The sequence below is a fragment of the Polynucleobacter sp. GWA2_45_21 genome (assembly GCF_001830325.1).
Classification (GTDB): domain Bacteria; phylum Pseudomonadota; class Gammaproteobacteria; order Burkholderiales; family Burkholderiaceae; genus Polynucleobacter.
Genome location: NZ_MHZG01000010.1, coordinates 38896 through 65596 on the forward strand (window position 1 = coordinate 38896; position 26701 = coordinate 65596).

A 26701-nucleotide genomic window follows, 5' to 3' on the forward strand; every position below is an offset into this window, starting at 1 on the left:
AATAGGGTCATGACTAGTAATTCCAGCCTCAACGCAGACTTACACTGCCATTCCGTAGTTTCCGATGGAACTTTAACGCCAGAGCAGTTGGCTGAGCGCGCCTATGCAAATGGTGTGCGTTTATGGGCTTTAACTGATCATGATGAATTAGGTGGCCAGCAGAGAGCTCAGGCCGCTGCGAGCTCATTGGGTATGGATTACCTTTCCGGGGTCGAAATTTCTGTGACCTGGATGAGTCAGACAATTCACATTGTTGGCTTGGGAATTGATGCTGCTCATGCAGGCATTTTGGAGGGCTTGCGTCTGACTCGCGAGGGTCGCGGTAACCGCGCTAAGCAGATGGCCGAACAATTATTAAAAGCAGGTATCCCTGGTGCCTATGAAGGCGCACTGCATTTTGCCGGCAATCAAGAACTGATTTCTCGCACGCATTTCGCACGCTTTTTAGTTGAGCAGGGCGTATGTCGCGACACCGATCAAGTCTTTAAAAACTATTTAGTAGAAGACAAGCCGGGTTATGTTCCTCACCTCTGGGCAACATTAGATGATGCAGTCGCTTGGATCAAGAATGCCGGTGGCGCTGCGGTGATTGCGCATCCTGGCCGTTACAAGCTGAGCGCCATGCAGATGGATGAGCTCTATAAGCACTTCAAAGAAATCGGCGGCATAGCGATTGAGGTGATTACGGGTAGTCATAGTCCAAATCAATATCAAACCTATGGCAAGATTGCTCAGCACTATGGATTTTTAGCTTCTAGGGGATCGGATTTTCATGATCCAGAAGAGAGTTATATTGATCTCGGTACCTTGCCGCATTTGCCTGATCACTTAACCCCTGTTTGGTCACTTTTCCATTAACCGATTTTTCCTTTTTGCTTAACTAGTTTTAATTACCTTTAAAGAATAAAGATCAAGATGTTTGCAGAACGTGTTCTATCTGGCATGCGACCAACTGGTAGCTTGCACCTCGGCCACTACCATGGTGTTTTAAAGAATTGGGTTCGCTTGCAGTCCGAGTATCCATGCTACTTTTTTGTAGCAGACTGGCATGCCTTAACAACTCACTATGAAACCCCGGATGTGATTGAGCAATCGGTATGGGACATGGTGATTGACTGGTTGGCTTGTGGCGTTGATCCAAACCAAGCCACATTATTTATTCAGAGCAAGGTGCCTGAGCATGCAGAACTCTTCTTATTGCTTTCTATGGGCACGCCTCTAGGTTGGTTGGAGCGTGTACCAACCTATAAAGATCAGATCGAAAAGCTGAAAGAAAAAGATTTGCAGACTTATGGTTTCTTGGGTTATCCCTTGTTACAGGCTGCGGATATTTTGATGTATCGTGCGCAGTTTGTTCCAGTAGGCGAAGACCAAGTACCTCACGTAGAGATGACACGTGAAGTGGCGCGCCGCTTTAACTATCTTTATGGTCGCGAACCTGGTTTTGAAGAGAAGGCGCTAGAGGCGGTTAAAAAATTAGGCAGCAAACGTGCCAAGATGTACGCCGAGTTGCGCGTGGCTTTTCAGGAGCGGGGCGATGATGAGGCGCTAGAAGAGGCCAAAGCTTTGTTACAAGAAGCGCAAAGCCTCTCTATGGCCGACCGCGAGAGATTGTTTGGCTTCTTAGAGGGTGCTCGCAAAATTATTCTTCCTGAACCTCAAGCTTTGCTGACAACGGCATCACGCATGCCAGGCATTGATGGTCAGAAAATGTCCAAGTCTTACGGCAATACGATTAGCATTCGCGAAAAACCAGAAGAGGTGATTCGTTCGATCCGTACCATGCCAACCGATCCTGCGCGAGTGCGTAGAACCGATCCGGGTGATCCTGCGCGTTGTCCAGTGTGGCAGTTGCACACCGTCTATTCCAATGAAGAAACCAAGGCTTGGGTTCAGAAAGAATGTCAGTCTGCAGGTATCGGCTGTTTGGAGTGTAAGCAACCCGTCATTGATGCGATTCTTGCTGAACAGCAGCCCATGTTTGAACGTGCTCAGAAGTACTTGGACGATCCTAGCTTGCTGCGCTCGATTATTGCAGATGGTTCTGACAAGGCTCGTAAAGTGGCTCAAGAAACGATGCGCGAGGTCCGTGAGGCTATGGGCTTGGCGTACGATTAAGGTTCCTTGATGACAAGCCATGAAGTAATTACAGCTGCCTCACCCTGGGTAAGGCGTTTTGCACAAGTGATTCCGAAGGATGGCAGGGTCTTAGATCTCGCCTGCGGAGCAGGTAGGCACACTGCTTTATTGGCTTCTTTAGGTCATCAAATCCTGGCTGTTGACCAAGATATTTCTGCGCTTGAGCCGCTTCAAATCAGCTCTATCCAAATTCAAGCACTAGATCTTGAGGGTTCGGACTGGCCTTTGCTAAACCAACAGTTTTCAGCCATTGTGGTGACGAATTATCTATACCGCCCATTTTTGGATCAATTGCCCAAAATGCTGACTGAGGGCGGTGTTTTAATCTATGAAACCTTTGCCGATGGAAACGCTGAGTTTGGCAAACCCTCAAACCCTAATTTCCTGCTAAAACCTGGGGAATTACTGGCTTTGGCGCAGCATTCTGGCCTTAAAGTGATAGCCTACGAAGATATTTACCTTGATCAACCTAAACCAGCCATGGTTCAGCGGATTTGTGCCGTAAAAGGGCATTTAAAAGGGTACGTTCCGTTACAATTTGGTGGTTAACATTCAGATAATTCAGACACATTCAGTGACTACTAAAACACAATCCCAAGCTAATAAAAAGCCTATTGCAGGCAGTATGCCTGCCATTGTGACGCCGATGTTCGAGGATGGAAGTTTGGATTTTCCAGCTTTACGTTCCTTGCTGGATTGGCACGTTGCTGAAGGCTCCGATGGAATCGTCATCGTTGGTACGAGCGGAGAGTCTCCCACCGTATCCGTAGAAGAGCATTGCGAACTGATTAAAGTCGCTGTTGAGCATATTGCTGGACGCATTCCAGTAATCGCCGGCACTGGTGGAAATTCCACTACCGAAGCAATCGAGCTAACAAATTTTGCCAAGTCGGTTGGTGCTGACGCCAGCCTCCAGGTTGTTCCTTACTACAACAAGCCAACTCAAGAGGGTATGCATGCCCACTTCAAGAAAATAGCGGAGTCGGTTGATTTGCCAGTAATCCTTTATAACGTTCCGGGCAGAACTGTCGCGGATCTTGCTGGTGAGACCACTGTTCGTTTAGCCGGGGTGCCGGGCATTATCGGTATTAAGGATGCTACTGGCAGCATTGAGCGTGGCACTTTATTGCTGGCTGATCTAAAGCGTGCTGGACATGCTGATTTTTCAGTATTTTCTGGTGACGATTTGAGTGCGGCAATGCTCATGTTGATGGGTGGGAAGGGTAATATTTCCGTCACTGCCAATATTGCCCCACGTCTAATGCATCAATTGTGCCAGGCAGCAATGTCTGATGATGTTGTCAAGACGCGCGCTATTCAATACCAATTATTGGCTGTGCATAAAGCCATGTTTACTGAGGCAAATCCGATTCCTGTGAAATGGGCTCTGCATGAAATGGGCAAAGTTACCGCTGGAATTCGATTACCTTTAACCCCTTTAAGTGTTGCTTTGCGTGAACCTTTGAAGACTGCAATGAAACAGGCCGGCTTACTATGACGAATGTGATGCAACTATTGCGCCAGTATTGCGCAACTTTATTTATTATTTCTTTGGCAAGTCTTTCGCTGCTGGGATGTAAATCGGTAACAACGAACGATACGGTTGATTACAAATCTGCTGGCGCTGTTCGTGGGCCTAATTTGTCTTATCCTCCAGACCTCATTACCGCTCAAGCCGATCGTAGGTATATCGTTCAAGATGGCTCCGCCACGATGTCTGAGTACAACGCTGCAGTAAAAAAATCAGTACAGACTCGCAAGAATGTCATGACGGGCATTCCAGGTATGCGCATTGCTCGTGATGGTGAGCGTCGTTGGTTGGTTGTTGAAAAACCTGCTCCTGAGCTCTACCCACAAATTAAAGATTTCTGGCAAGAGAATGGTTTCCTACTAGTTATTGATTCACCATCTACTGGCATTATGGAGACGGACTGGGCAGAGAATCGCGCCAAGATTCAACAAGATTTCATTCGTAACATTGTTGGGGGCGCCTTAGATTCAATTTATGACACTGGTGAGCGTGATAAATACAAAACCCGTCTTGAGGTGAGTAAGCCTGGTGAAACCGAGGTATACATTACTCAGCGCGGCGCCCTTGAAGTATGTACAACAGATAGTACCGGCGCCTGTATCTCCACAATTTGGACTGCCCGCCCAAATGACCCTGAGCTCGAAGCAGCATTCTTAGCCCGCTTGATGGAGCGCTTGGGAATGACGCAAGAAATGGCCAAGGCTCAAGTTGCAGCACCATTAGGTCCTAAGACACCAAAAGCGAAGTTAGTTCAAGAGGGTGTGAATACTGCCTATATTGAGATGGCGGCAGGCTTTGATCGTGCATGGCGTGACACTGGTCTTGCTTTGGATCGATCTAACTTTACAGTTGAAGATCGTAATCGCGCTAATGGCATTTACTACGTTCGTTATGTTAATCCTAAGGATTTGGGCGATACCAAGGGATTCTTCTCCAACCTATTTAGCAGCAAGGACGACTCTAGCTTGAAGGCAAAGAAATATCTCGTAGTGGTTAAGTCTACTGGCGATAATTCTTCAAGTATTTATGTTCAAAATGCTGATGGCAAACCTGAAAACTCCGCTGCCGGATTACAACTATTAAAGTTGCTTACTGAACAAATGTCTCGGTAAGCATCACGTTAAAAAACGGAAGCAATAAAAAAGCCGCTTTTCAGCGGCTTTTTTTCTTCATGAAGAAGATTATTTCTTAGCGTCAGCTGGGGTAGCAGGAGCAGCAGCTGGGGCAGCAGGAGCATCAGCAGCAGGAGCAGCTGGGGCAGCAGGAGCAGCAGCAGGAGCGGCTTCAACAGGTTTTGCTTCTTCTTTTTTACCGCAAGCGGCCAAAGCGATTGCCAACATTGCTAGGAGTGCGAGTGACTTCTTCATTTGTAATTTCCTCTTAAAAAATTATTATTAATAACCGGTTATTAATACTTGGAATTTACAGGGTTACCCCTTAGGTATTTTCCAGTAGACATTATAGCCATCTCTTTATTTGGCGCTAGAAAACTAGCCAGCCAGCCTCATAGGCCTCAAAGAGACTGTTGTTCGGTTCAATTGCGCCTAAGGAGCCTTTGAGACTTCTCTTGGCAGCCAGTTTGGACCAAGCTGCCTGTGTTTTCTTATCTTGCCCCTTGGTGACATCCTCTCCGTTGCAGTAAATTCTTCCACCCAGGGCTAGTAGTCGTGTTTGGGCGTGAGGAAGCAGGGCTTGCTTGGAGATCTGAAGCTTAAATTCTTTGAGGGAAAGATCATTTGCGGAACCATCAAACAATGCCTGGGGTTTTGGTTCGCTCAGGTAGGCAGTAATACCAGGAAGAAAAGTGTCTACGCGATCTAGTTTCAATCCTTTTAATTTTGCAGTTACCTGCGCAATGATTTCTTCTGGAAGTTGTTCTGGGCTGTGAGTTGCTTTTTGTAGTGGATCGGCAAAACGCTGTTCTAGCTCGGGGATGTCCTCAAGTGATTCAGCTAGACGCCATAAACCTTCTTGTAGGATTTCTTTATAACTTTGCGCTCTAAAGCCCACCGACCAAGTTTGACAGCCGCCATCTAAAGCAATGCCATCGTGAGCAACGTGGGGAGGCAGATACAGCATATCGCCTGGCTCAAGATCCCACTCCTGTTCTACTCTAAAGTTCTGCAAGATCTTTAAAGGGAGATTGGGATTGAGACTTAAATCCTTTTGTTCAGAAATGCGCCAGCGTCGACGTCCTGACATCTGAATTAAAAAGACATCATAAGAATCAAAGTGTGGCCCGACTCCACCACCTGGCCCCGCAATGCTAATCATTAAATCGTCTAGGCGAGCATCTGGAATAAAGCGAAACCAAGAAAGTATTTTTGCTGCCGCTGGATGTCTTGCTTCCATGCCTTGAAGTAGGAGTGTCCAGTCCGGTGAATCAAGTGGTGGGATGGATTTCTTTTTAAAGGGGCCATTTAAAAAAGTCCAGGGCTTGGCCTGAATTAATCTAGATTCAACAGCATCATCACCGGCGATTTTGAATAACTCTTCGGGGGATATTGCACTACCCAAGGGCTCGCCTATTTTTTTTGCAAGCTCAAAGGCGGGGATGGCGCCGCGCACCAATAGAGGTTTTTTGTGCCAATAGGATTTCATGAACTTCTCAGGGCTGATGCCCCCCAGAAGGGCCCATGGGATGTCAAGAGGGAGGTTTTGGGGCGCCTGCGGAGGATCGTAGGGCTTGCTCAAGTAAAATGAGTTCATATAGTCAGAAGCTGTTTAAAACACAATGTTGAATGAATTACGCATGAAGATCGAAAAAAATACTGTTGTATCCCTGCGCTACAAATTAACTGATGCGCAAAACAATATTATCGAGGAACCAGATTCTCCGATGGTATACCTGCATGGAGGGTATGAGTGTACTTTTCCGAAGATTGAAACTCTATTAGATGGTCAAGATGTGGGCTACGAAGCCAGCATTCAGCTTGAGCCGAGCGAGGCATTTGGTGAGTACGACCCTGAATTATTGAAGATTGAGCCACGTGCACGCTTTCCGGAGCCTTTGGAAGTGGGGATGCAGTTTGAGGGCGTACCAGATGCTGAAGAAGAGGGTGAGTCTAGTGATGTGGATGAGGAGCCCTTGATTTATACCGTTACCGATGTAGCTGATAGCCAGGTAGTCTTAGATGGCAATCATCCACTAGCTGGTATGGCTTTGCGATTCTGGGTGCAGGTAGAAGATATTCGCGCTGCAACTGATGAAGAAATTGAAAATCGCCATGCTGAAGGTAGCGAAGCATTTGCATTTGGAATGCCTGATGATGCCGATGAGCTTGATGATGACTTTGTAGATAAGGCTATCAATCCTGGCGGCCCATCACCAACGCTGCATTAACTTATTCTTTAAGCCATTCTTTTAAAGCACCAAGGTCACGCTTGGTATCACTTGCTTCATTGGCATCAGATGCTGGTGTGTTGCTTAATTTAGCGATTACTTTTTCGAGAGCTGCAATTTTGGCTTCTTGCTCTAAAGTTGCATCAATCAAACCCTTCAATGCCATAGATACTGGATCATCTACATTGGGTGTTACGCCATAGGCGGAGAAGTACTCTTTTACTTTGCTATCTGGTGTGCTTGCCTGCGGTAAATCTGGATGCAAAATGCGCGCAGGAATTCCGACTGCAGTTGCGCCGGCGGGGATTTCTTTTAGGACTACGGCATTAGATCCAACTCGAGCGCCATCACCCACAGTAAAGCCGCCAAGCACTTTTGCTCCCGCACTAATCACTACGCCTTTACCCAAAGTAGGGTGACGCTTTACTCCTTTATAGAGAGAAGTTCCGCCTAAAGTAACGCCTTGATAGATGGTGCAATCATCACCAATTTCGGTGGTCTCTCCGATCACGATTCCTAGACCATGGTCTAAAAAAACACGACGACCAATCTTTGCACCAGGATGAATTTCAATACCGGTAATGAAGCGGGCTAGCATTGACAGAAGACGTGCAATCCATTTCAAGCCCAAGTTCCACAGACCATGAGATGCTCGATGAATCCAGACAGCATGCAATCCTGGGTAGCAGGTGATGACCTCGAGACGATTTCTCGCAGCGGGGTCGCGCACTATGATGGAATCGACTTGGTCGAAAAGTGAATTGAACATAAATGAATTTTAACGGGTAAAGGCCAAATTTATTTTCTTAAGAGCATCTGCTTAGCAATGCCACGTAGAAGATCTATTTCTTCTTTGTGTAGGCGAGTTCTGGCAAATAGTGCTTGTAAGCGTGGCATGAGTTTTTTGGGGTTGGCAGGATCAAGATAGCCAATGGCCTCTAGCCCTTCACGCCAGTGCTCCAGCATGGCGGCAACGGCAGCAGGATCGGCATAATCCACTGCTTCAAGGCTTGAATTGATTGGTTTAGCCCCTTCATCCTTACCCAAGGCTTCCCTGAGGGTAAAGGCACAAACCATGATGGCTTGAGCGAGGTTTAGAGATGGATAGAGCGGGTTTGCATCGAGCCAAACCCGGTGCGTACAAAGCGAGAGATGGTGGTTATCTAAGCCGGTGCGCTCGGGCCCAAATAGAAGAGCCACACGCTGTTTGCCAGCAATCGCAGCCTGAATCAGGGGGCGGGCATCTGCCCAACCGATTGCTGGTGGTCCAAACTCACGATCACGACTAGTTAATCCCAGGACTAGGGGGCAGTCTTGAACGGCTGACTCAAGTGACGCGCTCTCTTGACTGGATTCCAGGACATCAACGGCCCCACTAGCTAGGGCGATTGCCTCAGGCGTCTGGGCCACCCCCGAAATCTTTGGAGAAATCAGTTTCAGATCGCTAAATCCCATGGTTTTGAGTGCGCGCGCAGCTGAACCCACGTTTCCGGGGTGGCTGGTTTCAACTAAAACCCAGCGTAATAACTGTGCCTGTGCGGTATTCATATTGAAAAGGTTTCTTTAGGGGCTTGGGAGTTCAAATAGGCAATCGTTTAGAATCAGGGTGTTAGCTCCTTATTGTCATGCAGTTTGCAATTTGGTGAGCTTGTTCTTATTTAATTTGTCCATCAATACTATGCATCCCATGTTAAATGTGGCCGTTAAGGCTGCCCGTCGTGCCGGAACCGTGATTAATAGAGCTTCTCTGAATTTAGAGCGGCTTCAGGTTGACCGCAAACAACATAATGACTTTGTTACCGAGGTGGACAGACAGGCTGAAGCGGCCATTATTGAGACGCTCAGCGAAGCTTATCCAACGCACGGATTTTTGGCTGAAGAGACTGGCGCTCAAAATACCGATGCAGAAAACGTATGGATCATTGATCCCTTGGATGGCACAACCAACTTTATTCATGGTTTCCCGCAATATGCGGTTTCGATTGCGCTGTCAGTCAATGGCATCACTCAGCAAGCAGTGGTGTATGACCCAACTCGAGATGAACTTTTTACCGCTACTCGTGGCGCTGGCGCTTATTTAGATCGTCGGCGTTTGCGTGTTGCTACTCAAGATCGTTTAGCTAATTCTTTACTCGGCACTGGTTTTCCATATCGGGAAGATCAGGATTTAGAAAAGTATTTAAAAATCTTTGCTGATATGTCGCGAAATTGTGCGGGCCTGCGTCGTCCTGGTGCCGCATCTCTCGATTTGGCTTATGTTGCTGCAGGTCGTTACGATGGATTCTTTGAGAGCGATCTCAAGCCGTGGGATATGGCTGCAGGTGCTTTATTGATTACTGAGGCCGGTGGACTCATTGGCAACTACCGCGGAGAAGAGGGCTTCTTGCAAAGCGGTGAGGTCATGTGTGCAAACCCACGCATCTTTGCTCAGATGGTGCAGTGCTTATCTAAATACTCGACCTGCTAAATTGAGTCGGTGAATTAAGTTTTAATCAGGTCGGCGTATCGAACGCCGTCTTGGTTAATGAGTAGCGCACTTGCGCGTGGGCGTCCACTGTCGGGATGATCTAAATCCCAATCCGATAAGACCCAGCGTTGCCACTCTTGGCCCATCAGATGCTCTTGATGGTGCTTAGGAAGATGAGTATGCCCATGAATCAATTGATTTCCTGCTTGATCTCTTAGTACTGCCGCACATGCTGTTAAGGTAACGTTCGTTTTGGCTTGAGCCTCTGCGGCAGAAGATTGAGCCGCACGCTGATATTGCGCACCACTATTGTTACGGAGATGATTCGCAATCGAGCGACGCCAATTGAGAGGCAATTTCAAGAATAATTTTTGAATCCAAGGTTTTCGAACCCAGCCGCGAAATACTTGATAGCCAATATCTGCTGTGCAAAGCGAGTCGCCATGACAGAGAACATATTCAGATCCAGCAATTTCGACCTTGCTTGGATCGGGCATCAATGTCATACCCGTTTTGCTCAAGAAATGCTTTCCAACTAAAAAATCTCGATTACCGTGAAGGTAATAGGTTTTCACTTTAGTGGAGAGTGTTGCAAGCGCATGTTTCACTTCTTGTTGAAAAGGTGAGTGTAAGGCAGCATCATCTCCAACCCAATACTCAAACAAGTCTCCCAGGATAAATACAGCCTCTACCTTGGGAGCATCTTTTTCACAAAAATCAAAAAATCGTTGCGCCGTCAAGGGCATTGACGGCGTGAGATGTAAATCAGAAATGAATAACGCGCTTGCGTATTGCGGGATCATTCCTCGAGAACGCTTGCCTTTTCAATAACCACATCTTCTGTCGGAACATCTTGATGAAAGCCAGCGTTACCGGTCTTTACTTTGCGAATCGCATCTACCACATCAAGGCCATCAGTAACCTTACCAAAAACCGCATAACCCCAGCCTTGTGCGCTTGGTGAAGTGTGATTCAAGAAATCATTGTCATTGACGTTAATAAAAAATTGGGCTGTCGCAGAGTGCGGATCGCTAGTGCGCGCCATGGCTACTGTGCCACGGTCGTTCTTCAGGCCATTGTTTGCCTCATTCTCAATTTGGGCGCCAGAAGATTTTTCTTTGAGGCCGGCAGTCATACCGCCGCCTTGAATCATGAAGTTATCAATTACGCGGTGGAAAATCGTGCCATCGTAGTGACCGCTTTTAACGTACTGTAAAAAATTGGCAACTGTCTTTGGTGCTTTAGCAGCATCTAAGGTGAGGGTGATATCCCCCTTATTTGTTTTGAGTAGAACTTTAGCCATGGTGAATTAACTTTCTAGTGAGTTAGTAGATAAAAGAAAAAATTATTTTGAACTAGGTGTTGTCAGCGGGACTGTTGGTGCAGCCCTCTTTTTGGGCGGCTTCAATATCTCCATGAGTGCTTTTGCACGATTGGTGTATTGACGCTGATTGAGGGCGGCATCCTTTGCTGCATTGTCATAGGACTGTGCGGCAAGGCGAATATAGACCTCACCTAAGTTGGCTGCGGCAACCGTATAGCTAGGGCGCAACTTCAAAGCAAGCTCTAAGTAATCCCTTGCCTCAATCCAATTGCCTTGATTGGCTGCTAATGCAGCTAGGTTGTTATAGGGCTCTGGTAACTCTGGAAATTGTTGAGTAATTTCTATTAAAGTCTTCTTGGCTGCATCCCACTGGCGCATTTCAATCTGCATACGCGCTTTGACATAACGTAACTGCACATTACCTGGTGTTTTCTTGAGGCGCTGGTTAATGAGGTCAATGGCTTCCGGATATTTTTTGGCCTTTACTAATTTTTCAATATCAGACGGAACCCCATTTTTGGTTACTGGATCTGGTTCAATAATTAAAAAGGATAGAAAAGGCACAGCTACGGAGTCTGAAAGCTCTGAATTGAATTGATCGTATCCACCATCGTTCCCAGCAAGTCGCGGAGGGTCATTGGGTCCGTATGAGCCTACATAGGGTGCTTGGACCCCATGAGAGGCTCCGGTCGAGGCAGTATTTAGGGCCTTGATTTCAGCATCTGCTAGTTGTTGGCCAGGGGTGCTACACCCCGCAAGTAGTAAAGCAGCAAAAATAGCGCTCAAGCCGCATAAGTGGGCTGGATACAGTGAAAATGGGTTAGCTGGCATAGGGGGCGGGGTGAAAAACGGGCTCATTCGATATACTCAGCGCTCAGTCTAACAAATTGGCGCTACTTGCCCACCTTTATAGCCCCTATGCTGCAAATCTATAACACTCTCAGTCGGTCTAAGCAGGCCTTTAAACCCATCGAGCCAGGCAAGGTCAAGATGTACGTCTGCGGCATGACGGTCTATGACTTTTGCCATATTGGGCATGCCAGGGTGATGATTGTGTTTGATATGGTGGTGCGCTGGTTGCGAGCTAGTGGCTATGAGGTAGTTTATGTGCGCAATATCACTGATATTGACGACAAGATTATCAATCGCGCAATTGAGAATGGTGAACCTATTTCTGCGTTGACCCAGCGCTTCATTGATGCAATGCATGCTGACTCTGACGAGTTGGGTCTAATGCATCCAGATCACGAGCCCCGTGCAACCGATTACATCAGTCAAATGCAAGGCATGATTGGTCGTTTGATAGAAAAAGAATTGGCCTATCAGGGCGATGATGGCGACGTCAATTTCGCTGTTCGCTTATTCCCCGAGTACGGCCGCCTCTCTGGTAAATCTTTAGATGAATTAAATGCTGGTGAGCGTGTTGCCGTTGGTGGTGGCAAACGGGATCCCTTAGATTTTGTTTTATGGAAAAGCGCTAAACCAGAAGAGCCAGCAGATACCCGTTGGAAATCTCCTTGGGGTGAAGGTCGTCCCGGATGGCATATTGAGTGTTCTGCTATGTCCTGCGATTTACTGGGCGAGCATTTTGATATTCATGGTGGCGGTGCCGATTTGCAATTCCCACACCATGAGAACGAGATCGCTCAGAGCGAAGGCGCTCTGTATGGCCAAGATCACACTGCTAGCGATGAACCTTTCGTAAATTACTGGATGCACAACGGACATATTCGTGTGAATGAAGAAAAAATGTCCAAGTCCTTGGGTAATTTTTTCTTGATTCGGGATGTTCTAAAGAATTTTGATCCTGAGGTCTTACGCTTCTTTATGTTGCGTGCTCACTATCGTAGTCCGATTAACTATAGTGATGCCCAGCTAGAAGAGGCTCGCTCAGGCTTGGTTCGCCTATACACAGCGTTGGCGCAAGCGCCAGCAAGCAATCAGGCTGTAGACCCTCATTCACCATGGGCTAAACGCTTTGCTGATGCTATGAATGATGATTTCAATACGCCTGAGGCTATTGCAGCTCTTTTTGATTTGGCGAGTGAAGTGAATCGTGCGCAGGGCGATGAGAAGGTGCAATTAGCCGCTACTCTCAAAGGATTAGCTGGAACCCTGAACTTTTTGCAGCGAGACCCAACCCTATTCTTGCAAGAAGGATCTCGTGGTGCTGACGCAGATTTATCTGCTGCTGAAATTGAAGAGCAGATCGCTGCACGAGTTGCGGCAAAGCAAGCCAAAGATTTTGCTAAAGCAGATTTGATTCGCAAGATTTTATTGGAGCAGGGTGTAGTCTTGGAAGATAAACCTGGTGGCCTGACTGAATGGCGCAGAAATTAAGTAGTTCAATTCGTGATTGAGAATGCATTTTGACTAAAGCAGCAGAGCAAGAAATTTTTGAAGAATTAGCCCCAGAGTATTGGGAGCAGGCTTGTGCTGAGTTGATGAAGCAAGACCGCATCCTAAAAAAGTTGATTCCAAAACATGGGTCGGTATTTTTGAGAACGCGCGGCGATGCATTCACAACACTGGCCAGATCGATTGTCGGTCAGCAAATTTCTGTAGCGGCAGCTCAGTCAGTATGGAATAAAGTCTTGCTTGCCGCTAAAAACAAAGTAAACCCTAAAAATATCCTTGCTTTAAGTATTGAAGAATTGCGTGCAGCTGGTTTATCGGGTCGTAAGGTTGAGTACATCCGTGATTTAGCCGAGCATTTCAATTCTGGCCGTTTACATGCCAATCAGTGGAAAGGCATGGAAGATGAAGCCATCATCAAAGAGTTATGTGAAATTCGGGGTATTGGGCGCTGGACAGCTGAAATGTTCCTTATTTTCAACATGGTTAGACCTAATATTCTCCCTTTAGATGATGCTGGTCTAATTAAGGCTATTTCCCTCAATTACTTCAGTGGAGAGCCTGTGAGTAGGCATGAGGCCCGTGAAGTAGCAGCAAATTGGGCCCCTTGGCGCACTGTAGCCACCTGGTATATGTGGAGAAGTCTCGACCCCATTCCCGTTGAATATTAAAATCAAGCTATGAAAACGACTTTCCTGGATTTTGAGCAGTCAATCGCTGAACTAGAGTCAAAGATTGAAGAGCTGCAGTTTGTGCAAGATGAATCATCAGTAGACATCTCTGATGAGATCAAAACGCTTACCGAAAAAAGTCAGCAGCTGACTAAAGACATTTACGCCAACCTCAGTCCTTGGCAAGTTTCACAAGTGGCGCGTCATCCTCAGCGCCCTTATACCCTCGATTATGTTGGCGCTTTATTTACAGATTTTCATGAGCTTCATGGCGATCGCAATTTTGCGGATGATCAATCCATCATCACTGGCTTAGCCCGTTTCGAGAATCAACCCTGTGTAGTGATTGGCCATCAGAAGGGTCGCGACACGAAAGAGCGCGCCTTACGTAACTTTGGCATGAGTCGCCCAGAGGGTTACCGCAAAGCAAAACGCGTGATGCGCTTGGCTGAAAAATTTAAATTACCCGTGTTTACATTTGTTGATACCCCGGGTGCATTCCCAGGGATCGATGCAGAAGAACGTAACCAGTCCGAAGCGATTGGTCACAACCTCTATGTACAAGCCGAATTAGAAGTGCCTATCATCGCGACCATTATTGGTGAGGGTGGTTCTGGTGGGGCGCTTGCAATTGCAATGGGTGATGTAGTGTTGATGTTGCAGAACTCAACCTATTCTGTGATCTCACCTGAAGGTTGTGCGTCTATTCTTTGGAAGACTGCTGATAAGGCACCAGAAGCTGCTGAGCAATTGGGTTTGACTGCGCAACGTTTAAAAGCAATCGGCTTGATTGACAAGATTGTTACCGAGCCAACGGGTGGCGCACATCGTGATTACGAGACCATGATGAACAATATGCGCAAAGCCTTGGCTGAGTCACTGAAAACCTTTGATGGTATGAAAGTGGATGCGCTTCTTGAGCGTCGCCATGAACGCTTAATGAGCTATGGCAAGTTCAAGGAAATCGAAGCTAAGTCCTAAGGCGACTCTTCAGGCCGCCCCAATAGCAGCCAAACGCATTGGCCTCGCCTTAAGTGGTGGGCTTGATTCGGTTGTGTTGCTTGATGCCGTTTGCAAGGCAGTCCAAACAAATCCTAATAACTCAACTGAGATTTGGGTATTCCATATTCACCATGGTTTGCAAAAGTCTGCCGATCAGTGGCTTGAGTTTTGCGAAAAGCTGGCCAAAAAATACCGAGTTCATTTTGATTTCCGTTTATTGCATTTTGCAGATCAATCGCAAGGCAATATTGAAGCTCGGGCTAGGGCAGAGCGCTACGATGCCTTAACGGAGCTGTGCATTGAGCATGGCATTGAAGATCTACTCTTAGCCCACCATCAAAATGATCAAGCTGAAACCGTCATCTTGCAGCTCTTGCGAGGCTCGGGCGTTGCGGGTCTCTCTGCTATGCCCCGACATCGTGCCAATGCAAAAGATGCTGACGCTATTACCCTTTGGCGCCCGCTGCTAAATCAAAGTAAGGCCGAGCTAGAGGCCTATGCAAAAGAGCACAAACTCAAATGGGTGGAAGATCCCAGCAACCAAAATACGCGCTATCGCCGAAATGCGATTCGTAAAGACATCATTCCAAGGCTGGAGAAAATTCAACCAGCTGCAATTGCCAACTTAGCTCGTAGCGCAGACTTACTGGCTCAGTCACAAGCACTACTCGATCGCTTGGCTAGACAGGATGGTAAGCATATTTTTCAAGCTCAACGCTTAAAGCTAGCGCCTCTTTTGATTCTTGCAAAGGAGGATAAAGCTGCTGCCAATAATCTGATGCGTTATTGGCTTAAGTTAAATGATTTATCAATGCCATCCCAGGAGCGTCTTGAATCTTGGTGGAAGGATCTGATGGCTGTGAAAACAGATTCAAATTTGGCATGGCAGCATGATGAGGTGAGCATTTATTTATGGCGCGGCCTCTTACAGGTGGCAAATCGCAAAGTTGGCCAGTGGGTATTTCGCGATGTTCCCGCTCGGAGCAAGTCTTTGGGCTTGCCTGCTGACTGGGTTAAGGAAGCTCAAAAGCAGGGCCTGGTTGAGGAGAGGCCTCGTCAAGGGGCAGAAAAGCTCCAAATCAAGTCCAATACCCCACGAAAAACCCTCAAGAACCTTTTTCAGGAGTCAGATACACCGCCTTGGGAGCGCCAAGCGCCACTGCTCTATATCCATGATGAGCTGATAGCGGTTGCTGGAGTGGGGGCGAGCTACCCACATTTGGTATCAACTGGTAAGCGAGTGTTGCCCTGTTGGGAATGGTTTTAACTTAGTAAATTCCGCCGGATTCTTTTTGGCGCCGAATGGCATTGATGAGGATTGTTTTTTTTGATTCCTCGAAGCTGTATAAAGCGATATAGCCACTCTTTCCCCTTGAGATCACTAACTCTCTTTGATGGGTATTGCAAAGCCGCCCAAGTAGTGGGTGCCTGGCTAAGATTTTGATAGCCTCTTCAATTAATTCAATGGTGAGAAGTGCCTCACTTTTGTCATTTTCGATTAAGAAGTCAGTAAGCCGCTCTAGATCATCAAGTGCATGTGGAGCAAAAACAATTCTTACCAATTGCTAACTTTCAATGTGGATTTTTTCCCTGCGATACGAGCTTTCATTGCTTCGAAAACCTTGTCTGATTCAAAGACCTTACCATTTTTGATAACCCCTTCGCGTGCAATGTTGGCTTGCTGGATGAAGTTCCTGCGTATTTCCGCATTGATGCTAGCCTGCTTAATGGCCTCCACCATAAATGCGTGGGGAGTCATGCCAAGCTCTTTAGCTGCATTTGTTGCTTGTTGTTTAATTTCTTCGGTTAGTTTTAGGGAGGTTGTGCTGACTATGCTCATATCGGTCTCCTGGTGTTACTTTAGTAACACCAATCGTATCCCCAGACCAAGCTACTGTCAATGCCTAGCGTTTTGGATGATAAAAACCCTGTAAAATAAGCCCCTTTTAGACCCTAGGGAATGTAGTTCCCTATACATAGACAATACAACGGATTTATGGCTCTTATCGTTCATAAGTATGGCGGCACCTCAATGGGCTCAGTTGAGCGCATTCAGAACGTCGCTAAACGCGTTGCCAAGTGGATGCGTGCTGGTCACCAGGTAGTTGTGGTGCCCTCAGCGATGTCTGGCGAAACTAACCGTTTGCTTGGTTTGGCAAAGGACATCAATCCTGATGCCAATCCACGTGAACTCGATCAAATCGCCTCTACAGGCGAGCAGGTCAGCTCTGGCTTATTGGCTCTGGCATTACTGCGTGAAGGTGTTGATGCAGTGAGTTATGCTGGTTGGCAGGTAACAGTTCACACCGATTCTTCTTTTACTAAAGCGCGCATCAAGAGTATTGATGACAAGAAAATTCTTGCTGATCTTAATGCTGGACGTGCTGTAGTAGTTACTGGTTTCCAGGGCGTTGATCCAAATGGCAACATCACGACATTAGGTCGTGGTGGCTCTGACACATCAGCTGTTGCCATGGCTGCAGCACTGAAGGCAGATGAGTGCTTGATCTACACCGACGTTGATGGCGTCTACACAACTGACCCGCGCGTTTGTGAAGATGCACGTCGTTTGGACAAAATTACTTTTGAAGAAATGCTAGAGATGGCAAGTCTTGGTTCAAAGGTATTACAGATTCGTTCAGTGGAGTTTGCTGGTAAGTACAAAGTTAAAACCCGTGTTCTGTCATCGCTGACAGATCCGTTGATGCCCCTTGATGAAGAGATGAAGTCGGGCACCTTGATTACATTTGAAGAGGACAGCACTATGGAAGCCGCAGTTATTTCCGGCATCGCCTTTGCGCGTGATGAAGCAAAAATTACCGTTCTTGGCGTTCCTGATCGCCCAGGTATCGCTTATCAAATTTTGGGTCCGATTGCGGATGCCAATATTGATGTGGACATCATTATTCAGAATCAATCATTTGAAGGTAAGACAGACTTCACTTTTACCGTCCCGCGTGCTGATTATCAAAAAGCCCTGGACTTACTAAAGAACAATGTCCAATCCCATATCGAGGCTAAAGAAATTTCAGGTGACCCTAAGGTTTCTAAAGTGTCTGTAGTTGGTGTTGGTATGCGTTCCCATGTTGGCGTTGCCAGCAAAATGTTCCGCACATTGTCAGAAGAGGGTATCAATATCCTGATGATCTCTACTAGTGAAATCAAGATCTCAGTCGTTATTGATGAGAAATATATGGAGCTGGCAGTGCGTGCTCTCCATAAGGCTTTTGAGTTGGATCAGAAGTAAGAATCAGCATTAAACCGTTGTAAATCCCTGCAGTTATAGGAATCAGTTAAACTGTGGGGCGTTGTAAATGTATCAATACGGAGACGTGGCCGAGCTGGTCGAAGGCACTCCCCTGCTAAGGGAGCATCGGGGCTAAAACTCTGATCGGAGGTTCGAATCCTCTCGTCTCCGCCAAGCATTTTTGGCAATTTTTGTATTATTGCTATTTATTGGTGTGAAATCAGCCCCTTAACCGGGGCTTTTTTATTCTCTCAAAGATCCTACCCACCAGACTACCCACCACTAAAGCGCTGATTGATTTCTGATGAAGTGTGCTATTCCGTGGAGGAATATTACATATTGAATCCCTTTACTTCTCACGTTCACTCTCTTTGTGGATGATTCCCTTAATGAAAAATTTTTTGTTCTTATGGGGTCTTTATGAAAATCTGCGTAATAGGTGGTGGCGGAGCAATAGGTGGCTATCTTGCAGCCAAGTTGGCTAGAGCTGGTAATCAAGTCACGGTTGTCGCTAGAGGAAAAACTCTAGAGGCTATACAAAAAAATGGGCTCACTCTTCACATGGAGGGCGAGTCCATGCCGCTCGTTGCCAAGGTAAATGCAGTTGAAAAAATTACTGATGTTGATGCGCCAGACGTAGTAATGCTAGCCGTTAAAGCTCATCAAGTGGAGCCGATCATTGATGATTTAGCCAAGATTATTGGCCCCAATACCGTTTTAATACCGATGCAAAATGGAATTCCTTGGTGGTATTTCCAAAGACTATCAGGGGAATATCAGGATCATCCAGTAGAAACTGTTGATATGGGAGGATTAATAATGAAAAAAATTGATCCACGGAATATTCTTGGGTGTGTCGTATATCCGGCAACTTACACGGAGTCCCCTGGGGTTATTCGTCACGTAGAGGGTAATCGTTTCCCTATTGGCGAGCTTGATGGCTCGGTATCTGAACGGGCAAAAGAAATCTCTCAAATGATGACAGATGCCGGATTTAAATCACCTATATTGGAAGATATAAGGGGAGAGATCTGGTTAAAGTTGTGGGGCAATATGACGTTTAATCCAATTAGCGCCCTTACTCATGAGCATTTAGAGGGTATATGTCAATATCCATTAACCAAAGATTTAGCTCGCAATATGATGTCAGAGGCTCAGGCAATTGCTGAAAAATTGGGAGTTGTATTCAGGGTTGATATCGATCGCCGAATAGCCGGAGCTGAAAAGGTTGGCAAGCATAAAACGTCTATGCTGCAGGATTTAGAGGCAGGGCATAGCCTGGAAATTGATGCGCTCTTGGGTTCGGTAATCGAGTTAGGGCAGATTACCAATACACCCACACCATGCTTAAGTACTGTATTTGCTTTGACTAAATTACTGAATACCAAAGTTCAATCATCACATGGTCACTTGTGCTTGCCTTTGGCTGCTTGAATTTTAATAACGAAGTCATGTTGCACCTGTGTAGTAGCTTTAGCCGCCCCTTGAGGGCGGTTTTTTTTATTCTGACTTGCCTGCCTCAATACCCTTCCACCATTCACCCTTAAATTGACCCTGTAGCCAATCAATGCATTGACTCACCTTAGTAGGAACATGTTTGGGTGATGAAAAAACCGCATGGATTTCTTGAGTGGGTAGGGACCAATCTTGCATGACGGGTTTAAGAACCTTATCCTTTACTGACTGGTGTGCTACATACCAAGGAACTGCAGCTAAGCCCATGCCAGCTCTAGCTGAAGCCAAAATCGAAGATAAGTTATTGGAGGTAAAGGGGCCTTTAACCTCAATAGTTTCATTTTTATCTTTTGCATTTGTAAAGCTCCAGCGGTGATCGCCTTGAACAGTTGTATAAATTAAAGCTTGATGGTTACGAATATCCTCGGGATGTTTTGGAGCGGGGTGTTCTTTAAGGTACTTTGGGTTAGCTACTAAGACCCAGGGATTTAAGCCTAAAAATCGGGAGCCAAGTGAAGAATCTGGCAAACGACGCATACGAATAGCTAAATCAACCCCTTGTTCGATGAGGTTGATGTAGCGGTCGTCCATATTGAGGTTTACTTCTAGATCGGGATGATGCTCCATAAATTTCAGAATAGAGGGCATGAGAACGCGTCTTCCAAAAGCAACTGAAGAGCTTACTGTAAGTTTGCCGCGCACTTTTGACTGCATAAGGGACGCCAAGTGATCGGCCTCTTCAATTTCTCTTGCAATCCCTTTGCACTTTTCGTAATAAATCTTTCCGATTTCTGTGGGTGTTACACCTCTTGTACTGCGGTGCAATAAAAGTGTGCCCAAGCGTTTTTCCATGCTGGCAACAAATTTAGTTGCAGTCGGCTGGGTGATACCCAAATCCTCTGCAGCCTTACTGAATGAGCCTGTCTCAACCACTCGAATAAAGAGCGAAATGCCTTGTACGCGATCCATGATTTATCTTTTTAATTGGAATAAAGAGTTTTTACACTATTCCACCATGGAATACTAGATATAGATTTGCTGAGGTTCTCAAGCACTCTTAATTTGAAGATGATTCATTCATAACAAATTTAGGAGACGAGTCATGGCAAAGATGAAAGCGGCAATGGCAGCAGTATTGGTGATGGAAAAAGAAGGTGTGACTCAAGCATTTGGTGTTCCAGGTGCCGCCATCAATCCTTTGTATGCACAAATGAGAGAGCGTCAGTCTATCGCTCATGTGTTGGCAAGACACGTTGAAGGTGCTTCGCATATGGCTGAGGGCTATACCCGTGCTGCTCCAGGCAACATTGGTGTTTGTATTGGTACATCAGGCCCTGGTGGAACTGACATGATCACTGGCTTGTACTCTGCACAAGCTGACAGCATTCCAATTTTATGTATTACTGGCCAAGCACCACGTGCAAAGTTACATAAAGAAGATTTCCAGGCGGTTGATATTGCTTCGATCGCTAAGCCACTTACAAAAATGGCAACAACCGTATTAGAGCCTGCTTTAGTTCCTCGGGTATTTCAGCAGGCGTTTCATTTAATGCGCTCTGGCCGTCCAGGTCCTGTATTAATTGATTTACCAATTGATGTGCAAATGGCAGAAATTGAGTTTGATATTGATACCTATGAACCCTTGCCAGCTTACAAGCCTGCAGCTACCCGCAAACAAATTGAAAAAGCATTGGAGATGCTCGATGCTGCTGAGAAGCCATTAATTGTTTCTGGTGGTGGCGTTATCAATGCTGATGCTTCTGACTTATTGGTGAAGTTTGCTGAGATTGCTGGCATTCCAGTAATTCCAACCCTGATGGGTTGGGGGTCTATTCCTGACAGTCATCCGCTGATGGCTGGTATGGTTGGTTTACAAACATCCCATCGTTATGGCAATGCCACCATGTTGGCAAGTGATTTCGTATTGGGAATTGGTAACCGCTGGGCAAATCGCCACACTGGTTCAACAGAGGTGTATTGCAAAGGGCGCAAGTTCGTACACGTGGATATTGAGCCCACTCAAATTGGCCGTATCTTTACTCCAGACTTTGGCATTGTTTCTGATGCGAAGCTTGCCTTGGAGATGTTTGTTGAAGTGGCAACTGAAATGAAAAAAGCAGGTAAGCTTAAAGATAGAAGAAAGTGGTCTTCTGAGTGCTTGGCTAGAAAAAATTCTATTGAGTATCAGCGCAAGACTAATTTTAGTGACTCACCAATGAAACCTCAGCGTGTTTACCAAGAGATGGTTCAGACATTTGGTGAAGATGTTACCTATGTAAGCACAATTGGCCTGTCTCAAATTGCGGGCGCACAGTTCTTAAAAGTATTTAAGCCACGCCATTGGATTAACTGTGGCCAAGCAGGCCCCTTAGGCTGGACAGTTCCAGCTGCTTTGGGTGTATGCGCTGCTGATCCAACCAGAAAGATTGTGGCTTTATCTGGAGACTACGACTTCCAGTTCATGATTGAGGAGCTCGCCGTCGGCGCTCAATTTAAGTTGCCTTTTATCCAGATCTTAGTCAATAACAGTTATTTGGGATTGATTCGTCAGGCGCAGCGTGGCTTTGATATGGATTATTGCGTTCAGTTGGCATTTGATAACGTGAATGTTCCAGATAGCGCAGGAATTGTGAAGGGCTATGGCGTAGACCATGTTAAAGTAGTTGAGGGCCTAGGCTGCAAGGCGATACGCGTAGAGCGTGAAGAGCAGTTGGCACCGGCAATCGCGCAAGCAGAAGCTTGGATCGCAGAGTTTAAGGTACCGGTTGTAGTTGAGGTTGTACTTGAGCGGGTTACGAATATCGCCATGGGAACTGAAATTGACAATATCAACGAGTTTGAGCCTTTAGCGCAGTCCATAGAAGACGCTCCTACAGCCGTTCTTCAAGCTTAAGAACTTAATAAATATTTACAAGGGTAATTTATGCCACGTTTCGCCGCAAATTTAACGATGTTATTTACGGAAGACCCATTTTTGAATCGTTTCGCTCTTGCCCGTATTGGTGGATTTAAGGCGGTAGAGTTTTTGTTTCCATATGCATATTCAAAGGAAGAAATAAAAACTAATCTCGATACCTATGTTCTTAAGTTGGTATTACATAACTTGCCAGCAGGTGATTGGGATGCGGGAGAGCGAGGTATCGCATGTCATCCAGATCGCGTCGATGAGTTTCGCGCAGGTGTTACCAAGGCCGTTGAATATGCTACCTACCTCAATGTTGGCCAGCTCAATTGCTTGGCTGGTAAAGCGCCAGTAGGAGTCGATAGTAGGCTAGTGCATGAAACCTTTGTTAGTAATTTGAAATACGCTGCCGAGCAATTAAAAAAGGTAAACATTAAATTACTAATAGAGCCCATCAATACCTTTGATATTCCTGGGTTCTATCTGTCACGTACCCAGCAGGCAATTGACATCATAGATGAGGTTGGCTTGGATAATTTATATCTGCAATACGACATCTATCATGCTCAGCGCATGGAGGGAGAAATTGCCAACACAATACAAAAATTTTTACCCCGCATTGCCCATATCCAATTGGCCGATAACCCAGGGCGCAATGAACCAGGGACAGGTGAAATTAACTACGAATATTTATTCGGTTACCTGGACAAGATTGGCTACAAGGGCTGGATTGGTTGTGAATATAAGCCGCTTAAAAATACGGTAGCTGGTCTTGGGTGGATGCATCACCATGAGCATATTCAGCAGGACAGTATTTACTCTTAAGTTAAATAATTAAAAAATAGGAATAATGAATGAGTAATTCACAAAAAATTGGATTTGTTGGTCTCGGAATTATGGGTGCTCCTATGGCAGGCCATTTGGTAGATGCCGGCCATGAAGTATTTATCAATACCCGTAGCAAGATTCCGGAAGGGCTGGCTAATAGCGCGGCAATTCCATGCTCTAGCCCGGCAGATGTAGCTAGTAAGGCCGACATCATTATCACGATGGTGCCGGACACCTCGGATGTAGAAAAAGTGCTCTTTGGCGAAAATGGCATCGCCTCCTCTTTGAGCAAAGGCAAAATTGTGGTCGATATGAGCTCAATCTCGCCAATAGCTACTAAAGAGTTTGCTAAAAAGATTAATGATCTGGGATGTGAGTATTTGGATGCCCCTGTTTCAGGGGGTCAACTTGGTGCCAAAAGTGCTACGCTCACCATCATGGTTGGTGGCAGTGACACCACGTTTGCAGGAGTTAAGCCTATCTTTGAGTTGATGGGCAAGAACATTACTTTGGTTGGTGGCAATGGTGCAGGTCAAATTACTAAAGTAGCCAATCAAATTATTGTGGCTCTAAATATTGAAGCAGTTGCTGAAGCCCTGGTGTTTGCTTCTAAAGCAGGCGCCGATCCTGCCAAAGTGCGTGAAGCCCTAATGGGAGGCTTTGCAAGCTCGAAGATATTGGAAGTGCATGGAGATCGCATGGTCAAGCGTACGTTTGATCCAGGGTTTCGTATTGAGTTACACCAAAAAGATCTCAATTTGGCATTAAGTAGTGCAAGAGCGCTTGGTGTTTCTCTACCCAATACAGCTACGGCACAAGAATTATTCAACTCATGTACGGCTCATGGCGGAAAAGCTTGGGACCACTCAGCAATGGTCAGGGCTTTAGAGAAGTTGGCCAACTTTGAAATTGGGCAAAAGAGCTAATACCCATACCGGTCATGTTAAATAGCGCAGAATCTCTTTTAGCAGGCAGGAGCTCTAAGAGGATGAATAATGTAGAGCAGCTAAATGCTGAAGTTGCGTTATTAAGATCAATGCTCAGTGCAGTAATCAAGGAGCAAGAGGGTGATCGTATTTATAAGGCTATTGAGGGCCTAAGGGAGTACTCGGGAACTTTGTATTCTAAAAATCCGGGTGACTCGGAAGACAGAATATCTCAAATTTTGCATGATCTTTCGGATGATGAGATTAATAGGGTTCTACGCGCTTTAGCTTATTTCAGCCACTTAGAAAATCTGGCCGAAGATCGATATCACGCACATGAAATTCAGCTTGAAGACCGGATGGGTGATTTGAGAAATGGCAGCATCAAGTTGACTATCGAGAGATTGCATGCTGCAGGTATTGATAATCAAAAAATTCACAATGCTTTAGAGCTTGCATTTATTTCTCCGATATTGACCGCGCACCCTACAGAAGTGCAAAGAAAAAGTATCTTAGATGCCGTCCGAGAAATTGGGAATCTTCTGACTGACCGTAAACAAATGCGTTTACAGGCCTATATTGCTGAGGTAGATTCAGATGCCCTTCTTGAAGAACAATTGGAGCAAAATGAACAGCAAATTAAGGCGCGAATTATTCAACTTTGGCATACAAGGCTGCTAAGACGCTCCACTTTGACAGTTGCCGATGAGGTAGAAAATGCGCTCTCATACTATGAGTTTACTTTTGTTGGTGAGATTCCGAAAATTTATGCCCAACTAGAAAAGGTGCTGGGCAATGAAGTATCTTCAGCTTTCTTACGTATGGGGCAATGGATAGGTGGCGACAGAGATGGCAATCCAAATGTGGATGCGAACTGTCTTGAGTATACGATGCGCAGTCAGGCGCACTTAATAGGGCAGTATTACCTAAAAGAGATTTCCTTCTTAGTCAGGGAGCTATCGCTATCTGATTTTTTAGTGAATGTCAGTGACGAGCTGAAAAAGTTATCACAAAACTCATCTGATGCAAATCCGCACCGCATAAATGAGCCATATCGGCGAGCTCTCGTTGGAATAGCGGATCGTATTACCATTACTTTTAATGCACTTGAGAATAATAGTGATTCTTCTAAATCGGCATATTCCTCTCCACAGGACTTCATAGCTGATTTACAAATTATTAAGAAATCATTGGCGACCTATTCCCCTCAAGCCTTAGCGGATCAACGTTTAAATACCCTTATTCGCTCAGTTCGTGCATTTGGTTTTCATTTGGCAACAATCGACTTGAGGCAGAGTTCAGACAAGCATCAAGAAGTGATAGCAGAGCTACTGAAAGTGGCCCAACTTGAATCGAATTACGTAAATCTAAGCGAAGAGCAAAAGCGTACCGTTCTGATAAAGGCTTTGGAAGATGTTCGCCCACTTGTGATAGTGGGTTATGACTATAGCGATCTAGCTAACTCTGAGTTGGCAATTTTCACTACCGCAAAACGATTACTGGGGCTATATGGCAGCGAATCGATTCGTCATTACATTATTAGCCATACTGAATCTGTAAGTGACTTATTAGAGGTCTTGGTGCTTCAAAAAGAAACTGGGATTTTTACAGGGACCTTACAAGGAAATTCCCAAACCCAAATATTGGTCTCACCATTGTTTGAAACAATTGAAGATTTGCGCAACTCCACCAGCATCATGGAGGGGTTCTATGCAATTCCGGGGATCCCAGAGCTGGTGAAAAGATCTGGAGCGCAGCAAGATATAGTTTTGGGTTACTCCGATAGCAATAAAGATGGTGGCATCGTCACAAGTAATTGGGAATTGTATTGTGCAGAGGTTGCCCTTTCTAAGGTATTTACGCACGGTTCGGCTCAAGGTATTCAATTAAGGTTGGCCCATGGAAGGGGTGGAACAGTTGGCCGTGGTGGCGGCCCAAGTTACGATGCAATCCTCGCTCAACCAGCGGGAACAGTTTCTGGGCAAATACGCCTGACCGAGCAGGGTGAGGTGATTAGTTCAAAGTACTCCAACCCCCAATTAGGCCGCCATAACTTAGAGATATTAGTAGCAGCTACTTTGGAATCCAGTTTGTTGCCAACAAACAAGGAAATTCCAGAGGGCTTTCTTGAGGCGGCTAACTTACTTTCAGCAATCAGTATGTCGTCCTATCGAGAATTGGTTTATGAGATCGAGGGATTCTCTGAGTATTTTTCTAGCGCTACGCCTATCCAGGAAATTGCCACATTAAATCTTGGATCAAGGCCGTCAGCCCGCAAACAGGGAATGGCCATTGAAGATCTTAGAGCAATTCCTTGGGGATTTAGTTGGGCGCAATGTCGCCTGACCTTACCTGGCTGGTATGGACTTGGCTCAGGAGTGACTGAATTACTCGAACAATCTAATGTCAATGAAAAAATGGCAGTAACGACATTATTAAAAAGAATGTATGCAGTGAACTGACCCACAAAAGTTGGACACCCAATCCAACTCAAAGGGGTCAGCTTCATGT

26 protein-coding genes, 1 tRNA gene and 1 pseudogene are annotated in these 26701 nt (G+C 45.9%); 18 read left to right on the forward strand and 10 right to left on the reverse strand.

What is annotated here, in order from left to right:
* Window positions 1-9 precede the first annotated feature (9 nt).
* The 5 genes from A2X74_RS07960 to bamC all read left to right on the forward strand — a co-directional run bounded on the left by A2X74_RS07960 (window position 10) and on the right by bamC (window position 4782).
* Window positions 10-858, forward strand: a complete 849-nt coding sequence (locus tag A2X74_RS07960) for a 3',5'-nucleoside bisphosphate phosphatase (RefSeq protein ID WP_293626591.1) — start codon at window positions 10-12, stop codon at window positions 856-858.
* Window positions 859-915: 57 nt separating this feature from the next.
* Window positions 916-2118 (forward strand): tryptophan--tRNA ligase, encoded by a 1203-nt coding sequence (locus A2X74_RS07965; protein WP_293626589.1) that lies wholly within the window; start codon window positions 916-918, stop codon window positions 2116-2118.
* A gap of 9 nt (window positions 2119-2127) precedes the next feature.
* On the forward strand, window positions 2128-2688 hold the full coding sequence (locus A2X74_RS07970) for a methyltransferase domain-containing protein (RefSeq protein WP_293626587.1): 561 nt from the start codon (window positions 2128-2130) through the stop codon (window positions 2686-2688).
* 76 nt (window positions 2689-2764) lie between these two features.
* On the forward strand, window positions 2765-3637 hold the full coding sequence (dapA, locus tag A2X74_RS07975) for a 4-hydroxy-tetrahydrodipicolinate synthase (RefSeq protein ID WP_293626607.1): 873 nt from the start codon (window positions 2765-2767) through the stop codon (window positions 3635-3637).
* The gene (bamC, locus tag A2X74_RS07980; RefSeq protein ID WP_293626585.1) at window positions 3634-4782 is read left to right on the forward strand and encodes an outer membrane protein assembly factor BamC; all 1149 of its coding nucleotides are present in this window, start codon (window positions 3634-3636) and stop codon (window positions 4780-4782) included. Before dapA ends, bamC begins: the two co-directional genes overlap by 4 nt.
* Before the next feature lie 69 nt (window positions 4783-4851).
* Here bamC and A2X74_RS07985 read toward each other — a convergent pair whose 3' ends face one another.
* Together A2X74_RS07985 and A2X74_RS07990 are read right to left on the reverse strand one after the other, a co-directional pair.
* Window positions 4852-5037, reverse strand: coding sequence for a hypothetical protein (locus A2X74_RS07985; RefSeq protein ID WP_293626582.1), 186 nt, complete (start codon window positions 5035-5037; stop codon window positions 4852-4854).
* Window positions 5038-5152: 115 nt separating this feature from the next.
* Window positions 5153-6379, reverse strand: coding sequence for a cupin domain-containing protein (locus A2X74_RS07990; protein ID WP_299765212.1), 1227 nt, complete (start codon window positions 6377-6379; stop codon window positions 5153-5155).
* 43 nt (window positions 6380-6422) lie between these two features.
* Between A2X74_RS07990 and A2X74_RS07995 the strand changes: the two genes are divergently transcribed.
* Window positions 6423-7013: a peptidylprolyl isomerase gene (locus A2X74_RS07995; RefSeq protein ID WP_293626576.1), complete on the forward strand. Its 591-nt coding sequence runs from the start codon at window positions 6423-6425 to the stop codon at window positions 7011-7013.
* 1 nt (window position 7014) lies between these two features.
* Here the strand turns inward: A2X74_RS07995 and cysE are convergent, their stop codons facing one another.
* Together cysE and A2X74_RS08005 are read right to left on the reverse strand one after the other, a co-directional pair.
* The gene (gene cysE / locus A2X74_RS08000) at window positions 7015-7782 is read right to left on the reverse strand and encodes a serine O-acetyltransferase (RefSeq protein WP_293626574.1); all 768 of its coding nucleotides are present in this window, start codon (window positions 7780-7782) and stop codon (window positions 7015-7017) included.
* A 29-nt stretch (window positions 7783-7811) separates the two neighbouring features.
* Window positions 7812-8561 carry an RNA methyltransferase gene (locus A2X74_RS08005; protein ID WP_293626572.1) on the reverse strand — a complete coding sequence of 250 codons (750 nt, stop codon included), beginning with the start codon at window positions 8559-8561 and terminating at the stop codon, window positions 7812-7814.
* A gap of 130 nt (window positions 8562-8691) precedes the next feature.
* On the opposite strand from A2X74_RS08005, the gene A2X74_RS08010 reads away from it, so the two are divergent.
* Complete coding sequence (locus tag A2X74_RS08010; RefSeq protein ID WP_293626569.1) at window positions 8692-9480, forward strand: inositol monophosphatase family protein; 789 nt, start codon at window positions 8692-8694, stop codon at window positions 9478-9480.
* 14 nt (window positions 9481-9494) lie between these two features.
* Here the strand turns inward: A2X74_RS08010 and A2X74_RS08015 are convergent, their stop codons facing one another.
* From A2X74_RS08015 to A2X74_RS08025, 3 genes are read right to left on the reverse strand one after another with little or no spacing between them, the layout of a single operon-like run.
* Window positions 9495-10283, reverse strand: a complete 789-nt coding sequence (locus A2X74_RS08015) for a UDP-2,3-diacylglucosamine diphosphatase (RefSeq protein WP_293626566.1) — start codon at window positions 10281-10283, stop codon at window positions 9495-9497.
* Window positions 10280-10783 (reverse strand): peptidylprolyl isomerase, encoded by a 504-nt coding sequence (locus A2X74_RS08020; RefSeq protein WP_293626564.1) that lies wholly within the window; start codon window positions 10781-10783, stop codon window positions 10280-10282. The genes A2X74_RS08015 and A2X74_RS08020 overlap by 4 nt, the downstream gene beginning before the upstream one ends.
* A 42-nt stretch (window positions 10784-10825) precedes the next feature.
* Complete coding sequence (locus A2X74_RS08025; RefSeq protein ID WP_293626561.1) at window positions 10826-11662, reverse strand: tetratricopeptide repeat protein; 837 nt, start codon at window positions 11660-11662, stop codon at window positions 10826-10828.
* Window positions 11663-11722: 60 nt separating this feature from the next.
* Between A2X74_RS08025 and cysS the strand changes: the two genes are divergently transcribed.
* The 4 genes and pseudogenes from cysS to tilS all read left to right on the forward strand — a co-directional run bounded on the left by cysS (window position 11723) and on the right by tilS (window position 16099).
* Complete coding sequence (gene cysS, locus A2X74_RS08030) at window positions 11723-13144, forward strand: cysteine--tRNA ligase (RefSeq protein WP_293626557.1); 1422 nt, start codon at window positions 11723-11725, stop codon at window positions 13142-13144.
* 77 nt (window positions 13145-13221) lie between these two features.
* Window positions 13222-13830, forward strand: a pseudogene (locus A2X74_RS08035) (DNA-3-methyladenine glycosylase); the annotation flags it as partial.
* A gap of 9 nt (window positions 13831-13839) precedes the next feature.
* Entirely contained in the window at window positions 13840-14811 is a 972-nt protein-coding gene (locus A2X74_RS08040; protein ID WP_293626555.1) for an acetyl-CoA carboxylase carboxyltransferase subunit alpha, read from the forward strand.
* Window positions 14777-16099 (forward strand): tRNA lysidine(34) synthetase TilS, encoded by a 1323-nt coding sequence (gene tilS, locus A2X74_RS08045; RefSeq protein WP_293626551.1) that lies wholly within the window; start codon window positions 14777-14779, stop codon window positions 16097-16099. The genes A2X74_RS08040 and tilS overlap by 35 nt, the downstream gene beginning before the upstream one ends.
* A gap of 1 nt (window position 16100) precedes the next feature.
* On the opposite strand, the gene A2X74_RS08050 is transcribed toward tilS, so the two are convergent.
* Window positions 16101-16394 carry a type II toxin-antitoxin system RelE/ParE family toxin gene (locus tag A2X74_RS08050; RefSeq protein WP_293626549.1) on the reverse strand — a complete coding sequence of 98 codons (294 nt, stop codon included), beginning with the start codon at window positions 16392-16394 and terminating at the stop codon, window positions 16101-16103.
* The gene (locus A2X74_RS08055) at window positions 16388-16672 is read right to left on the reverse strand and encodes a hypothetical protein (RefSeq protein WP_293626546.1); all 285 of its coding nucleotides are present in this window, start codon (window positions 16670-16672) and stop codon (window positions 16388-16390) included. Before A2X74_RS08055 ends, A2X74_RS08050 begins: the two co-directional genes overlap by 7 nt.
* Window positions 16673-16828: 156 nt before the next feature.
* Between A2X74_RS08055 and A2X74_RS08060 the strand changes: the two genes are divergently transcribed.
* The 3 genes from A2X74_RS08060 (at window position 16829) to A2X74_RS08070 (ending at window position 19513) form a co-directional block, all read left to right on the forward strand.
* A complete protein-coding gene (locus A2X74_RS08060; protein ID WP_114652850.1) occupies window positions 16829-18079 on the forward strand; it encodes an aspartate kinase in 1251 nt (416 codons plus the stop codon).
* Between the two features lie 79 nt (window positions 18080-18158).
* A tRNA-Ser gene (locus A2X74_RS08065) sits at window positions 18159-18253 on the forward strand.
* Between the two features lie 246 nt (window positions 18254-18499).
* Window positions 18500-19513, forward strand: coding sequence for a 2-dehydropantoate 2-reductase (locus A2X74_RS08070; protein ID WP_293626541.1), 1014 nt, complete (start codon window positions 18500-18502; stop codon window positions 19511-19513).
* A gap of 66 nt (window positions 19514-19579) precedes the next feature.
* On the opposite strand, the gene A2X74_RS08075 is transcribed toward A2X74_RS08070, so the two are convergent.
* Window positions 19580-20503 carry a LysR family transcriptional regulator gene (locus A2X74_RS08075; RefSeq protein WP_293626540.1) on the reverse strand — a complete coding sequence of 308 codons (924 nt, stop codon included), beginning with the start codon at window positions 20501-20503 and terminating at the stop codon, window positions 19580-19582.
* A 133-nt stretch (window positions 20504-20636) separates the two neighbouring features.
* Between A2X74_RS08075 and gcl the strand changes: the two genes are divergently transcribed.
* From gcl to ppc, 4 genes are all read left to right on the forward strand, one after another.
* Window positions 20637-22427 carry a glyoxylate carboligase gene (gene gcl, locus A2X74_RS08080; RefSeq protein WP_293626537.1) on the forward strand — a complete coding sequence of 597 codons (1791 nt, stop codon included), beginning with the start codon at window positions 20637-20639 and terminating at the stop codon, window positions 22425-22427.
* A gap of 30 nt (window positions 22428-22457) precedes the next feature.
* Window positions 22458-23261, forward strand: a complete 804-nt coding sequence (gene hyi, locus A2X74_RS08085) for a hydroxypyruvate isomerase (RefSeq protein ID WP_293626534.1) — start codon at window positions 22458-22460, stop codon at window positions 23259-23261.
* A 29-nt stretch (window positions 23262-23290) separates the two neighbouring features.
* Window positions 23291-24190 carry a 2-hydroxy-3-oxopropionate reductase gene (locus tag A2X74_RS08090; RefSeq protein ID WP_293626531.1) on the forward strand — a complete coding sequence of 300 codons (900 nt, stop codon included), beginning with the start codon at window positions 23291-23293 and terminating at the stop codon, window positions 24188-24190.
* Window positions 24191-24252: 62 nt separating this feature from the next.
* Entirely contained in the window at window positions 24253-26652 is a 2400-nt protein-coding gene (gene ppc / locus A2X74_RS08095; RefSeq protein ID WP_293626529.1) for a phosphoenolpyruvate carboxylase, read from the forward strand.
* Window positions 26653-26701 lie beyond the last annotated feature (49 nt).

Coding starts and splice junctions, on each gene's coding strand:
- A2X74_RS07960 (WP_293626591.1), top strand. CDS start 10: ATGACTAGTAATTCCAGCCTCAACGCAGACTTACACTGCCATTCCGTA.
- A2X74_RS07965 (WP_293626589.1), top strand. CDS start 916: ATGTTTGCAGAACGTGTTCTATCTGGCATGCGACCAACTGGTAGCTTG.
- A2X74_RS07970 (WP_293626587.1), top strand. CDS start 2,128: ATGACAAGCCATGAAGTAATTACAGCTGCCTCACCCTGGGTAAGGCGT.
- dapA (WP_293626607.1), top strand. CDS start 2,765: ATGCCTGCCATTGTGACGCCGATGTTCGAGGATGGAAGTTTGGATTTT.
- bamC (WP_293626585.1), top strand. CDS start 3,634: ATGACGAATGTGATGCAACTATTGCGCCAGTATTGCGCAACTTTATTT.
- A2X74_RS07985 (WP_293626582.1), bottom strand. CDS start 5,037: ATGAAGAAGTCACTCGCACTCCTAGCAATGTTGGCAATCGCTTTGGCC.
- A2X74_RS07990 (WP_299765212.1), bottom strand. CDS start 6,379: ATGAACTCATTTTACTTGAGCAAGCCCTACGATCCTCCGCAGGCGCCC.
- A2X74_RS07995 (WP_293626576.1), top strand. CDS start 6,423: ATGAAGATCGAAAAAAATACTGTTGTATCCCTGCGCTACAAATTAACT.
- cysE (WP_293626574.1), bottom strand. CDS start 7,782: ATGTTCAATTCACTTTTCGACCAAGTCGATTCCATCATAGTGCGCGAC.
- A2X74_RS08005 (WP_293626572.1), bottom strand. CDS start 8,561: ATGAATACCGCACAGGCACAGTTATTACGCTGGGTTTTAGTTGAAACC.
- A2X74_RS08010 (WP_293626569.1), top strand. CDS start 8,692: ATGCATCCCATGTTAAATGTGGCCGTTAAGGCTGCCCGTCGTGCCGGA.
- A2X74_RS08015 (WP_293626566.1), bottom strand. CDS start 10,283: ATGATCCCGCAATACGCAAGCGCGTTATTCATTTCTGATTTACATCTC.
- A2X74_RS08020 (WP_293626564.1), bottom strand. CDS start 10,783: ATGGCTAAAGTTCTACTCAAAACAAATAAGGGGGATATCACCCTCACC.
- A2X74_RS08025 (WP_293626561.1), bottom strand. CDS start 11,662: ATGAGCCCGTTTTTCACCCCGCCCCCTATGCCAGCTAACCCATTTTCA.
- cysS (WP_293626557.1), top strand. CDS start 11,723: ATGCTGCAAATCTATAACACTCTCAGTCGGTCTAAGCAGGCCTTTAAA.
- A2X74_RS08040 (WP_293626555.1), top strand. CDS start 13,840: ATGAAAACGACTTTCCTGGATTTTGAGCAGTCAATCGCTGAACTAGAG.
- tilS (WP_293626551.1), top strand. CDS start 14,777: ATGGCAAGTTCAAGGAAATCGAAGCTAAGTCCTAAGGCGACTCTTCAG.
- A2X74_RS08055 (WP_293626546.1), bottom strand. CDS start 16,672: ATGAGCATAGTCAGCACAACCTCCCTAAAACTAACCGAAGAAATTAAA.
- A2X74_RS08060 (WP_114652850.1), top strand. CDS start 16,829: ATGGCTCTTATCGTTCATAAGTATGGCGGCACCTCAATGGGCTCAGTT.
- A2X74_RS08070 (WP_293626541.1), top strand. CDS start 18,500: ATGAAAATCTGCGTAATAGGTGGTGGCGGAGCAATAGGTGGCTATCTT.
- A2X74_RS08075 (WP_293626540.1), bottom strand. CDS start 20,503: ATGGATCGCGTACAAGGCATTTCGCTCTTTATTCGAGTGGTTGAGACA.
- gcl (WP_293626537.1), top strand. CDS start 20,637: ATGGCAAAGATGAAAGCGGCAATGGCAGCAGTATTGGTGATGGAAAAA.
- hyi (WP_293626534.1), top strand. CDS start 22,458: ATGCCACGTTTCGCCGCAAATTTAACGATGTTATTTACGGAAGACCCA.
- A2X74_RS08090 (WP_293626531.1), top strand. CDS start 23,291: ATGAGTAATTCACAAAAAATTGGATTTGTTGGTCTCGGAATTATGGGT.
- ppc (WP_293626529.1), top strand. CDS start 24,253: ATGAATAATGTAGAGCAGCTAAATGCTGAAGTTGCGTTATTAAGATCA.